Annotated in this window: 11 protein-coding genes; 8 read left to right on the top strand and 3 right to left on the bottom strand. The window is 61.9% G+C overall.

Features of this window, described 5'->3' with window-relative positions; genetic code table 11:
- Positions 1-48: 48 nt before the first annotated feature.
- Together ACIP21_RS12445 and ACIP21_RS12440 are read right to left on the bottom strand one after the other, a co-directional pair.
- Entirely contained in the window at positions 49-1,413 is a 1,365-nt protein-coding gene (locus ACIP21_RS12445) for a GTPase/DUF3482 domain-containing protein (RefSeq protein WP_400687739.1), read from the bottom strand.
- Positions 1,406-2,797, bottom strand: a complete 1,392-nt coding sequence (locus tag ACIP21_RS12440; RefSeq protein ID WP_400687737.1) for a DUF2868 domain-containing protein — start codon at positions 2,795-2,797, stop codon at positions 1,406-1,408. Before ACIP21_RS12440 ends, ACIP21_RS12445 begins: the two co-directional genes overlap by 8 nt.
- A 54-nt stretch (positions 2,798-2,851) precedes the next feature.
- Between ACIP21_RS12440 and ACIP21_RS12435 the strand changes: the two genes are divergently transcribed.
- The 4 genes from ACIP21_RS12435 (at position 2,852) to ACIP21_RS12420 (ending at position 7,513) form a co-directional block, all read left to right on the top strand.
- Positions 2,852-3,367, top strand: coding sequence for a dihydrofolate reductase (locus tag ACIP21_RS12435; protein ID WP_400687735.1), 516 nt, complete (start codon positions 2,852-2,854; stop codon positions 3,365-3,367).
- A gap of 121 nt (positions 3,368-3,488) precedes the next feature.
- A complete protein-coding gene (locus tag ACIP21_RS12430; RefSeq protein WP_400687733.1) occupies positions 3,489-4,022 on the top strand; it encodes an RNA polymerase sigma factor in 534 nt (177 codons plus the stop codon).
- An 11-nt stretch (positions 4,023-4,033) separates the two neighbouring features.
- Positions 4,034-4,996, top strand: a complete 963-nt coding sequence (locus ACIP21_RS12425; protein WP_400687731.1) for a FecR family protein — start codon at positions 4,034-4,036, stop codon at positions 4,994-4,996.
- Between the two features lie 132 nt (positions 4,997-5,128).
- Positions 5,129-7,513, top strand: coding sequence for a TonB-dependent siderophore receptor (locus tag ACIP21_RS12420; protein WP_400687729.1), 2,385 nt, complete (start codon positions 5,129-5,131; stop codon positions 7,511-7,513).
- Between the two features lie 40 nt (positions 7,514-7,553).
- Here the strand turns inward: ACIP21_RS12420 and ACIP21_RS12415 are convergent, their stop codons facing one another.
- A complete protein-coding gene (locus tag ACIP21_RS12415) occupies positions 7,554-8,945 on the bottom strand; it encodes an L-cystine transporter (RefSeq protein WP_400687727.1) in 1,392 nt (463 codons plus the stop codon).
- Between the two features lie 242 nt (positions 8,946-9,187).
- Between ACIP21_RS12415 and ACIP21_RS12410 the strand changes: the two genes are divergently transcribed.
- The 4 genes from ACIP21_RS12410 to ACIP21_RS12395 all read left to right on the top strand — a co-directional run bounded on the left by ACIP21_RS12410 (position 9,188) and on the right by ACIP21_RS12395 (position 12,617).
- Complete coding sequence (locus ACIP21_RS12410) at positions 9,188-10,243, top strand: haloacid dehalogenase-like hydrolase (protein WP_400687725.1); 1,056 nt, start codon at positions 9,188-9,190, stop codon at positions 10,241-10,243.
- Between the two features lie 75 nt (positions 10,244-10,318).
- On the top strand, positions 10,319-10,888 hold the full coding sequence (locus ACIP21_RS12405; protein WP_400687723.1) for a DarT ssDNA thymidine ADP-ribosyltransferase family protein: 570 nt from the start codon (positions 10,319-10,321) through the stop codon (positions 10,886-10,888).
- Entirely contained in the window at positions 10,888-11,529 is a 642-nt protein-coding gene (locus ACIP21_RS12400; protein ID WP_400687721.1) for a DUF4433 domain-containing protein, read from the top strand. The genes ACIP21_RS12405 and ACIP21_RS12400 overlap by 1 nt, the downstream gene beginning before the upstream one ends.
- A complete protein-coding gene (locus tag ACIP21_RS12395) occupies positions 11,529-12,617 on the top strand; it encodes a macro domain-containing protein (RefSeq protein WP_400687719.1) in 1,089 nt (362 codons plus the stop codon). The genes ACIP21_RS12400 and ACIP21_RS12395 overlap by 1 nt, the downstream gene beginning before the upstream one ends.
- Positions 12,618-12,630 lie beyond the last annotated feature (13 nt).

Here is a 12,630-nt window from a genome sequence, read left to right as displayed (position 1 = left end):
GGTACCTGTGGGAGCGGGTTTACCCGCGAAAGGGCCGGGCCTGCTTACTCAGATCTGTGAAACCAGCGCCTCCAGCTGCTCCTGCCGCTCAGCCTGATTCACCTTCGCCCCAGGATTGAGCGTCGACCACTGCGGATGCGCCCGGGCCTTGCTCAGCGCCTCCGGCAGCTTGCCTTCGCGCCAGGCCTTTTCGTCCACGGCGCCCAGCCGAATGCTGTCCTGCGCCGCATGCCCGCGCCCCTCCAGCGCCACCATCAACTGCTGCTGACGCAACGCCAGCAGCCGCAGCACCGTGTCATCCACCGTCAGCTCCCGCTGCCCCCTCAACTTGCCCATCAACCTCGACCCATAGTTGCGCGCCGTTTGCAGCGCACCACCCGCGATCGCACCCGCCAACGCTGCCGCGCCCAGGGTGAGGCCACCCACCAGCAGATCGACTCCGGCCCCTGCAGCCGCGCCGGCTGCCACCCCGCTGCCCAGGCGTACGCCCAGCAGCTTCAACGTTTCGGGGTTGAACAGGTCATCGCCCCAGCGGCCATCCAGCAAGGGCAGGTCACCGGCATTGGCATCCTCGCGGCGGAAGGCATACAGCTTGAGCAGCGCCTCCACGCAACGCTGCTCGCGCTGGCGCACATCCTGGCGCAGCGCCTCGATGGCGCGGGCCTCGGCTGCCGGTTCGGCTTCGACGCTGCGGCGGCAGGCGGCGCAGTCGAGCAGCAGTTCGGCGATCAGCCGCTTGCCGCTGTGCTGGCGCGCCACGCGTTGTGCCTGCTGGTCGTCGATCAAGCGTTGCAGGGCCGCTCGGGCGTCCTCCAGCAGCAGCGCCAGGCTTTCGTACAAACGGCGCTCGCCATCCTCCGGCGGGGCCACGCTGTCGAACCGCACCAACGCGTGAAGCCCAAGCCGGGCAAGGGCTTCACGCCATTCCGGCTCACGGTGTTGGTGGCTGGCGACGAAGTTGAGCACCGGCAACAGCGGCTTGCCGCAACTGGCCAGCACTTGCAGTTCGTCGCGGTACTTGGCCAGCACCGGCTCGCGGGCGTCGATCACGTACAGGCCGGCGTTGCTGGCCAGCAGTTGGCGCAGCACCTTGGCTTCCTGTTCGAAACGCTGGCGCGCCTCGCTGCCTTGCAGGAAGCGTTCGAGGCGGGCCGGGCCGTCCAGGCGCTCGCCGGGGCGTTCAAGGCGCTCCAGGTAATCGAGCAGGGCAATGGCGTCCTCCAGGCCGGGGGTGTCGTAGAGCTCCAGCAGTGGCTCGCCGTCCACCGACAAACGCGCGCCTTCGACGTGGCGGGTGGTGCTGGGGCGGTGCGAGACTTCACCGAAGCCGACGTCGCGGGTGAGGGTGCGCAGCAGCGAGGTCTTGCCGACGTTGGTATGGCCGACCACGGCCAGTTTCAGCGGCTCAGTCATGGCCATGCTCCAGCCAGGTCAGGGGCGAAGTATCGGCGTGGGGCAGGCCGAGGCGGTCGAGGGCATCGTGCCAGTCGCCCAGGCGCTCGGCGTCCAGGGCCTGGCCGGGGGCGGCCTGGAGCAGCCAGATGCGCGTGGCGCCGGCATGCCGGGCAAGCTCGGCGAGCAGCGCCAGGCTGCCGCGGTCGGGCGAGCGGCGAGGGTCGCAGGCGATCGCCAGGCGTGCCGGGGGGAAGCGGCCGAGCTGTTCGAGCAGCTTGTTGCGCGATTCGCGGCTGTCGAGCACGCCGGCGTCGGTCACGGCCTTGGGCAGTGCCGGTGGCCAGGGGCGTTGATCGTCGAGTTCCAGGCCCACCAGCAAGGCGCCGCTGCTGCCGCTTTGCAGCTGGCCGGCGTGGAACTGCGGCAGGGCCTCGGGGGCGGCGTCCTGGACGCCGATGCGCTCGCTGCGTGGCATCAGTTGATCACGCAATTGCGCGTAGCCGGGCAGGCTGAGGTCCAGTGCCAGGCGGGTGCGGCCCTGGCGCCAGCGCCACAGGCACAGCCCGGCCAGCAGCAGGCGCGGCAGCAGACCGTACACCAGCACCACACCGAGCAGCCAGCTGGCCCAGGCCTGGCGGGCGGCATCCAGGGCGGGGAAGGTATCGCCGCTGGCGCGGATCATCGCCTCGCTCGGCACGCCGAAGCCAAGCAGCGAGGGCAGCGCGCCGAGGGCCTGGGTCAGGTGGACGAACGGGTCGGCGGCGAGCAGGGTGGTTTCCCAGACGAAGCCGTAGCGCCGGGTGGCCAGGAGCGTCAGCAGCATCGCCAAGGCCGCGACCATCGCCAGCAGCCACAAGCTGTGTACCAACGCGCCGAGCAGCCAGCGATTGAGGCGTTGGCGCTGTAACAACACCAGCAGCGCCGGGGCCAGGTGCGCAGCCTTGGCGTCGCGGGCGAGGCGTTCGCTGAGCCATAACCACAGGCGGCCGAGGCTGGCGCCATGTTCGCCGCTCAAGGCCAGGCCCACGGCCCAGCCCAGCAACATCAGCAAGTTCAAGCCGAGCAGGCTGCCCAGCGCCCAGAACACGTTGACCGGGCGCTGGCCGTCGCCAAGGGCGGCGAAGGCCAGGCCGGTGCCGCTGAGCACGGCCAGCAGCAGCAAGGCCAGCAGCGCCAGGCGCGCGCCCTGCTTCCAGTGGCGCAGGGCGCCGGTCATGCCATCGCGTTCGGCCAGGAACAGGGCACGGGTTTCGATGCGCGCCGCCAGGTCGCCGCCCTGCTGGCGGGCGTGGCGGTTGGCCTGCTGGTCGTCCAGCAGGCCTGCGTGTTCCTCGCGCAGGCGTACCGCTTCGGTGAGCCAGCGCTTGTCCAGTGGAGTCGGTGCAGTCACAAGGTCTTCCATTGCACGGTTCAGGGCAGCAGCATAACCCACACGCCCGGTGCTATCCTCGCTGGCATGAATACATCACTCCCCCTCAGCCTGATCGCGGCCCACGCCGAGAACCGCGTGATCGGCATCGACAATTCCATGCCCTGGCACCTGCCGGGGGACTTCAAGTACTTCAAGGCCACGACCCTGGGCAAGCCGATCATCATGGGCCGCAAGACCTGGGACTCGCTGGGCCGGCCATTGCCGGGACGGTTGAACATCGTGGTCAGCCGCCAGCCGGGGTTGCAGCTGACCGGGGCCGAGGTGTTCGCTTCGCTGGAAGCGGCTGTGGCGCGGGCCGAGCAGTGGGCGCGCGAGCAGGGCGTTGGCGAGCTGATGCTGATTGGCGGGGCGCAGCTGTATGGGCAGGCGCTGGAGAAGGGGCTGGTGAGCCGGATGTACCTGACCCAGGTCGAGCTGGCGCCGGAGGGGGACGCCTGGTTCCCTGAGTTCGATAAGGGGCAGTGGACGTTGGTGTCCAGCGAGGCTCAGGCTGAAGAAGGCAAGCCTGTGTACCACTTCGAGGTCTGGGACAAGATCTGAAATGGCTGGGGCTGCTGTGCAGCCCATGGCCGGCAAGCCAGCGCCTGAAAGCATCAATTGCGAATGCATCTCATCTTCTGCTAGCGTGCGCAGCTCTTGAGACCTTGAGCCGAGACGAGCCGTGTCTTCATGGAACAAGCAGATCGCTCGGCTGTTCACCGAGCAGAAAAAAGCGCTGGAGGCTTTTGTCGCACGGCGTACCGGCAATGCCCAAGTGGCCGCCGACCTGACCCAGGAGTCGTTCTTGCGCCTGGCGCGGCTGCCTGCCGACAAGCAGATAGACAATCTGCCTGCCTTTCTCTTCACCATTGCCAGCAACCTGGTACGCGACCACCAGCGGCAGGTCATCCGTCGCGAGCGCCTTGAGTGTGGCGAGCCGAGTGAAGCACTTGCCAGCGATGACCCCGGTGTCGAAGAGCAACTGTTCGACCAGCAGCAGAACGCCCTGATGCAGGCCGCGATCGAGTCTCTGCCCGAGGCTACCCGGCACATCTTTCTGCTCTATCATGTGGACGGCTGCAGCTACCGGGAAATCGGCGAGCGCATGAACATTACGCCACGCAGCGTCGAATACCAGTTGCGCCGAGCACTGCTCGACTGCCGCGCCTTCATCAAGCGACAACTGGCGGGCCAGGCGAGGGTGCCGCAGTCATGAAATCTGGATCAATGAATAACCCGATGAGCGAAACGCCCGACAGCGATCCGTTGTTCGCCGAAGCCGCGGGCTGGTACTACCGGCTGCAGGCAGACGATGTCACGTCCGAAGAACAGGCAGCGTTTGCTGCATGGCACGCATCAGGGGCCGCGCAGGAGCAAGCCTGGGACGAGGTTATCCTGTTGCTCGGCGCCTTGCGTGAACCTGCTGCCCGCCTGCGTGAACAGCAGCGCCAACAGTGGCGCAAGCCTGCTCGGCGAACGTGGCGCAAGGTTGCGCAGGGTGCGGCAGCGGCGCTGTTACTTGGCCTGTTGATTGGCCAGACGCCCCTGCTCGACCGATGGCGCGCCGACTATGCGACGACCACGGGTGAGTCGCGGAGCGTCCGGTTGGAGGATGGTTCGCAGCTGCAGTTGAACACCGACACAGCACTGCAGGTCGAGCTGGCGAAGGGGGAGCGGCGGGTGCGGCTGTTGCGCGGTGAAGCCTGGTTCGACGTGGCGCGCGACCCCAATCGGCCGTTCGTGGTGAATGCGGGTGACGGTTGGGTTCGGGTTGTTGGCACCCGCTTCAGCGTGGCCAGTGTTGCCGGGCAGACCCGCGTTAAAGTCGCCCAGGGCAAAGTCGAGGTCAATGCAGGAAGCGGCCTGGGCGTCTTCCTCGAACCGGGTCAGGCGGTAGAGTATGCGTCGGGTGAGCTGGCCGCCCTGCATCCGTTCGACCAGGCCAGTGCCTTCGCCTGGCGGCAGCGCCAACTGGTGTTCAGCCAGCAACCGCTGGCGCAAGTGGTCGCCGAGTTGAATCGCTATTGGCCGGGCCAGACCGTGCTGCTGGGCGATGACTTGCGTCAGCGCAAAGTGTCTGGCGTATTCGAGATCGACAAGCCCGATGCCGTACTCAAGGCGCTGACCCATACTTTGGGGGTGCGTGCGGAGCAGTACACACCTTACCTGCGTGTTCTTCATGAAAGCTGAACGAAGAATCTGAAAAAACTTTCGGGGATTTCTCGGAGACCGTCGTCCTTGATTGGGTAGGCGCAAATAATAAGCACTCTCAGACAGTGCCGCGCCATCGACCATCAGGACGAACTCGGGGAGCCTCACCACATGAATATCATCGCCACGCGCACTGCGCTCGGCCTGGCTGTCGCGCTTGGCTGTGGCGCACTGGCCGTGCCCTTGCACGCCAGTGCTGCCACTCAAGCTCAGGCCTATCGTTTCGAGATTCCAGCGCAGCCGCTGGACTCGGCCCTGGCAGCTTTCAGTGCGGTGACGCGGGTTCAAGTATTGGTGCCCGGTGAGTTCACCCAGGGCCTGCGTTCGCCAGGGGCAAGCGGCAGTTACTCGCAGGACCAGGCGCTGAGCCGCCTGCTGCAGGGAACCGGGCTGAGTGCCAGCTACATCGATGGCGATAGCGTCACCCTGCAGCGAGGTGGCAGCGGCGACGATGGCTCACTGCAGCTGGGGGCCACCAGGATCGACAGTCAGCAGCTTGCAGCCACCACCGAAGGTAGCGGCTCCTACACGACCGGCGTCCTGACAATCGGCAAGGGTGAGCAGAAACTCAAGGACATCCCACAGTCGGTCTCGGTGGTTACCCGCCAGCGGCTGGACGACCAGAACATGAACAGCCTGCAGGACGCCATGCGGCAAGTGACGGGTGCCACGATCAAGTCCTATAACGCCGGCTCCAACCTGAACGATGTGTACATGCGCGGCTTCCTGGTCGACCAGGTGCAAGTCGACGGCGTGTCGCAACGCACGGGCCAGGGTGACATGGCCACCAGCTTCGATCTGGCAATGTTCGACCGGGTCGAGGTGCTGCGGGGGCCTTCAGGATTGTACCAAGGAGCGGGCGAGCCGGGAGGCACCATCAACCTGGTGCGTAAACGGGCGCTTGGCCAGTTCGGTTTGTCTGGCGAGTTGTCCGCCGGTAGTTACGATCATTACCACTCCACGGTCGATATCACCGGGCCGCTGAACGACCAGGGCACTTTGCGTGGTCGATTCGTCACGGCCTACGAGAACAACCAGTCGTTCGTCGATCATGCGCAGAACGAGCGGCCGATGATCTACGGTCGCCTGGAATACGACATCACGCCGGCGACCACACTGTCGTTCGGTGGCGCCTATCAGCGTAACAACTCTACGCCAGCTTTCGGCTTGCCGGCCTATGCCAGTGGCAAGCTGCTCGATGTCAACCGCTCAACCTTCGTGGATGCCAAATGGAACGAGCTGGACGAGCGCCTGTGGGAGAGCTTCTTCGAAGTCGACCATGCGCTGAACAATGGCGGCCAGTACAAGACCTCGTTGACCTACCGTGATGCCGAGACACCGACCCGCAACTTCACCTGGAGCGATGATGCGGTCAATCCGCAGACCGGGGACAGCGCTGCGGTCGCCTACTCCTACTACACGCACATCAAGTCGGTAGGTGTGGACAGCTTCGTCACCTTGCCGGTGGAGGTATTCGGGCGCAGCCATGAGTTTACCGCCGGGGCTGAATATCAGCATGTGGACAAAGACTTTACCTACGGTGGCGGCGAGTACTTCGACATCAATGTCTTCAACCCGGGCAGTATCGATATTCCCAGGCAGGACTACGAGATGGTCAACGGCAACTGGTCAAAGTCCAACCAGTACGGGGCTTATACTCGAGCCAAGATCAGTGCCACCGAGTGGTTGGATGTGATTGTCGGCGGCCGCTTGACCTGGTTCGACAGTGAGGCGCGCAACGCCAACCCGTTCTTCAATCAGTTCAACAGCTCCGAGACCAACATCGATCACAAGTTCATCCCCTACGCGGCGCTGGTTGCCAAGCTGACCCCGGAGCTTTCGGCTTACGCCAGCTATACCAGCATCTTCAAGCCACAGACCGAGGTCGATGCCGCCGGCCAGCCGATCGACCCGCGCAAGGGTAAGCAGTACGAGCTGGGGTTCAAGCGAGAGTTTCTGGAGGGGCGCCTGAATGGCAGCGTGGCGCTGTTCCGCATCTATGACGAAAACCGCGCGCAGTCGGTAAGCCAGACGGCGTACTACGAGGCGCAGGCCAAAGTCCGCAGCCAGGGCTGGGAGACCGAGCTTTCCGGTAACCTGACCGATAACTGGAGCATCAGCACGGGTTACGCGTTCACCATGCTCAAATCGATGAGCGAAGAGAACTATCAGGGCATCAGCATCACGCCGAAGCACAACTTCAACCTGTGGACACGTTATGAATTCAGCGATGGGCCATTGCAGGGGCTAAGCCTGGGTGGCGGGGTGCGGGTGGTCAGCGAGACCTATTACAAGCGCGACGTGGACTTTGTGCAGGGTGGCTACAGTGTGGCGACTGCGCAGGTTGGCTACCGCTTCAACAAGCACCTTACGACGACGCTGACGGCCAACAACCTGTTCGATCGCAAGTATTACGAGCGGGTGGACAGTGCCTGGGGCTCGAACTTCTATGGTGAACCGCGCAACCTGACATTGACCTTGCGGGCCAGTTATTGATTTGAGATTGTCGGGGGCGCAAAGCGCCCCCGGCGATCCGTCAGGTGTGACTCAACTCGGCATGCGCGTCACCGCCCAGCACATCCTTGTCAGTCTCTTTCAACAACTGGCTGGTCACCACGCCGGCCGTCATCGACCCACTCACGTTCAACGCCGTGCGGCCCATGTCGATCAGCGGCTCCACCGAAATCAGCAGTGCCACCAGCTCGACCGGCAGGCCCATGGCCGGCAGCACGATCAGTGCCGCAAAGGTCGCCCCGCCACCCACGCCGGCCACGCCGGCCGAGCTCAGTGTCACGATCGCCACCAGGGTCGCGATCCACAGCGGGTCGAAGGTATCGATGCCCACCGCAGGCGCCACCATCACCGCCAGCATGGCGGGGTAGAGCCCGGCGCAGCCGTTCTGGCCAATGGTGGTGCCGAACGAGGCGCTGAAGCTGGCGATCGACTGCGGAACGCCCAGGCGGCGGGTCTGCGCCTCGATGTTCAGCGGGATGCTGGCCGCGCTGGAGCGGCTGGTGAAGGCGAAGGTCAGCACCGGCCAGACCTTGCGGAAGAAGCGCAGCGGGCTGACGCCGGTGGCGGCGAGGATGACGGCATGGACCACGAACATCAGCGCCAGGCCCAGGTACGACACCACCACGAAGCTGCCCAGCTTGAGGATGTCTTCCAGGTTGGAGCTGGCCACCACCTTGGTCATCAGCGCCAGCACGCCATAGGGGGTGAGCTTCATCACCACGCGCACCAGGCGCATCACCCAGGCTTGCAGGGTGTCGATGGCCGACAGGGCGCGCGCGCCTTTCTCGGCGTCGTCCTTGATCAGTTGCAGCGCGGCCAGGCCGACGAACACGGCGAAGATCACCACGCTGATGATCGAGGTCGGCTTGGCCCGCGCCAGGTCGCCCACCGGGTTGCTCGGGATGAACGACAGCAGCAGCTGCGGGATGTTGAGGTCGGCGACCTTGCCCGCATAGTCGCTGTGGATCACCTGCATGCGCGCGCTTTCCTGGGCGCCGGCCACCAGGCCCTCGGCGCTCAGGCCGAACAGGTTGGTCAGGACGATGCCGATCAGCGCGGCGATGGCGGTGGTCAGCAGCAGGGTGCCGATGCTCAGCACGCTGATGCGGCCCAACGACGAGGCATTGTGCAGGCGCGCCACGGCGCTGAGGATCGAGGCGAAGATCAGCGGCATGACGATCATCTGCAACAGGCCTACGTAGCCGTTGCCGACCAGGTCGAGCCAGCCGATGGTGGCCTTGAGCACCGGGTGGCCGGCGCCGTAGATCGTGTGCAGCACCAGGCCGAACACCACGCCGACCGTCAGGCCCAGCAGGACCTTCTTGGCCAGGCTCCATTGGGTGCGGCCGGTTTGCGCCAGGCCTAGCAGCAAGGCCAGGAACGCCAGCAGGTTGAGGGACAACGGCAGGTTCATTGAAGCTCCAGGAAAAAGCAGAAGAGGCATCGCCTCTGGTGAGCGATTGCGAACGGAAATGCTAACAGGCTGAAAAGAAACGAATTTATACCCAAAAGTAATTTGCTTAGTCGTTAATGGAATAAAGGTCTGTTGCGGATGGCAATGAACACGGCGTTCATAACTGCGCAAGGGTCGTTGTGGGTGCCTGTAAACGCGGAATGTTGCACTAGTTTTTCCGAGTCATTTCAGGAGAACCGCCCATGAAGTTCGCTCCGAAAGCCGTCGCCCTCGGCCTCTCATTGCTGTTCAGTGCTGGAAGCTTCGCCACCGAACTGAAGCACTGGCCCATTGAAGCGGCGAAGCAGCTCGACGCCATGATCGCCGCCAATGCCCACAAAGGTAACTTCGCGGTGTTCGACATGGACAACACCAGCTACCGCTACGACCTCGAAGAAGCGTTGCTGCCGTACATGGAGAACAAGGGGCTGTTGACCCGCGACAAGCTCGACCCGTCACTCAAGCTGATCCCGTTCAAGGACACCGCCACCCACAAGGAAAGCCTGTTCAGCTACTACTACCGGCTGTGCGAGATCGACGACATGGTTTGCTACCCGTGGGTGGCCCAGGTGTTCGCCGGCTTCACCCTCAAAGAGCTCAAGGAGCAGGTCGATGAGCTGATGGCCTCCGGCAAGCCGGTACCCAGCACCTATTTCGAAGGCGATCGGGTCAAGGCCATCGAGGTGCAGCCACCAGAGGTCTTCACTGGTCAGGCCGAGCTGTACAACAAGCTGATGGAGAACGGCATCGAGGTCTACGTGATCTCGGCAGCGTCCGAGGAGTTGGTGCGCATGGTCGCCTCCGACCCCAAGTACGGCTACAACGTGAAGCCGGAAAACGTGATCGGCGTGAGCCTGCTGCTGAAGGACCGCGCCAACGGCCAGCTGACCACGGCGCGCAAGCAGATCAGCGCCGGGCACTATGACGCCAAGGCCAACGAAGGGCTGGAGCTGACTCCTTACCTGTGGACCCCGGCTACCTGGATGGCGGGCAAGCAGGCGGCGATCCTCACCTATATCGATGAATGGAAGAAACCGGTGCTGGTGGGTGGCGATACGCCGACCAGCGATGGCTACATGCAGTTTCATGGGGTGGATGTGGACAAGGGCGGCATCCACCTGTGGATAAACCGCAAGGCCAAGTACATGGACCAGTTGAACGGGATGATCACGAAGAATGCGGCGGCACAGGCCAGGGAAGGGTTGCCGGTGACGGCGGACAAGAACTGGGTGATCGTGACGCCGGAGCAGATTCAGTAAAGCCCAGCCGAAGGTGAAAATGAGCAGCTATGCTGATGGCTAAATAACATCTCACTGCTACCCAAGGATTGGTAAATGCCTGATGATATTCAAAGCGGCAAGCTGCTCTACCACCTGACAAGTCTCGAGAATGTCCCCTCGATTTTCGAACGCGGTTTGCTGCCTCGTTCGCAGCTTGCGGGCTTTCATGATGTAGCTGACCAAGAAATCATCAAGGGGCGTGGTACTCATGGTTTGGAAAACTACGTTCCCTTCCACTGGTTTGCTCGCAATCCCTTCGATGGCCGCGTTCAACGCGACCATCCCCAAAAGCAGTTTGTCTTGATCACAGTTCATCGCTCCCTGGCTGAGCGTGATAACTGGAAGGTCATACCTTGTCACCCTTTGGCTGGCACGGAATTCAGGATTCTTGATTACCGCGCTGGTTTGGCTGCTATAGACTGGCAAACCATGAACAGACGTGACTACCTGAACCAAGACTGCAAGAACGTGTGCATGGCAGAATGTCTGTCCCCGCATGCTGTGTCTTCAGCATTGTTCTTCAAGATTTTTGTACCTTCCGAAGAGGTTGCAGCAGCGGTGAACGCCAGCGGCGGGAACAAGGTTAGCGCTGAGGTCAAGGTCATGAGAGCTATGTTTTCCTGATGCTTTACAGCAACCTTAACGCGTCCAAAGCGCTGATTTGGCGAGTTGTGCATAGAGACAACCTGGGCTGGCTGTTGGATAACGGCCTGTTTCCCATGTCGTCTGACCGTCGATCGGGGCAATACGTAAGCATTGGAAATCCAGACCTCATAGACAAGCGAAGCCACAGGGTGGTACCTATCTCTCCAGGTGGCACACTGTCAGATTACGTGCCGTTCTACTTCACCCCATTCTCCGTGATGATGAAGAACATCCATTCGGGGTGGGGTGTACCTCAGCGACGGAACGAAGAGATCGTGATTCTTGTCTCCAGCCTGTACCATGCTCAGTCGCTGGGCCTGCGTTTCGTCTTTACGGATGCTCATGCCTATCCGCATTGGGCAGGCTACTACAGCGATCTCACGCAGCTGGACAAAATCGATTGGGAGATTTTGCAGCGCAGGGACTTCAAGCGTGATCCTGATGACCCTCGAAAAATGGAGCGTTACCAGGCTGAGGCGCTTATCCATGGACATGTCCCGGTTGCTGGCCTTCTTGGAATTGTCTGCTACAACGAAGCTTTGAAGAGTCGTGTCGGCAAGGAGGTTCAGCAACGTCAGCTGAATCTTCCCGTGCATGCTCGCCCTGGGTGGTACTTCTGATGATCCGCTTTATGCAAGGTAACCTGCTGGAGGCAAAGGCCGAAGCGTTGGTTAATACAGTCAACACCGTAGGGGTGATGGGGAAAGGCATCGCGCTGATGTTCAAGGAGCGTTTTGCTAATAACTATCGCCAGTACGCGGCTGCCTGCAAAGCGAAAGAAGTAGTCACCGGAAAAATGTTCATCACTGAAGTACGGGAGCTGGACGGCCCGCGCTGGATTGTGAATTTTCCAACCAAGCGGCATTGGCGCTCACCTTCGCAAATTGGTTGGATCGTCGATGGCCTCCATGATTTGCGCAACTTCATTATAGAGAACCAAGTGGCATCGATTGCTATCCCTCCACTTGGCGCTGGTAATGGAGGGTTGCCTTGGGCTGCGGTACGAGAACAGATTCAGAGCGTTCTGGATGGTCTCGATGCGGATATCCTTGTTTTCGAGCCCACGACAAATTATCAAAACGTTTCCAAGCGCAGTGGTGTTGAGAAGCTAACCCCGGCTCGAGCCTTGATTGCAGAGCTGGTGCGCCGCTACTGGGTGCTTGGGATGGAGTGCAGTTTGCTGGAAGTGCAGAAGCTTGCCTGGTTTCTGGAGCGATCAATCGAGCGGTTCACGCCGGGTAGCAATCCGCTGGAGTTAAAGTTTGTTGCTCATAAGTATGGCCCTTACGCCAACCGACTCGAACATTTGCTAGACAACCTTGATGGCAGCTACTTGCACTGCGGGAAGCGGATCAGCGATGCAGGCCCTCTGGACGTGATCTGGTTTGATGAGGGCCGCAAGTCGTTTGTACAAGCTTATTTGAACAGTGAGGCCAAGGTCTATTTGCCAGCGTTGGAGTTCACTGCCGATTTGATCGATGGCTTCGAGTCTCCGTTTGGCATGGAACTACTGGCCACTGTTGATTGGCTATTACATGAGGATGGTGTTGAGCCGACAGTCCAGGCAGTTCGCGAACATCTGAAAAGTTGGTCTGGAGGTGCAGGTGCCGCTGCTCGAAAAAGCAAACTGTTCGATGACGAGTCAGTTGCAATTGCTCTTCAAAAGCTATCGATGTTTCGCTCGGACCCGGCCACCTGTCTTCATTGATCATCAGTGAGCA

The sequence above is a fragment of the Pseudomonas sp. NPDC089401 genome (genome assembly GCF_044749485.1).
Classification (GTDB): domain Bacteria; phylum Pseudomonadota; class Gammaproteobacteria; order Pseudomonadales; family Pseudomonadaceae; genus Aquipseudomonas.
This window is presented reverse-complemented; position numbering and strand designations above follow the sequence as displayed.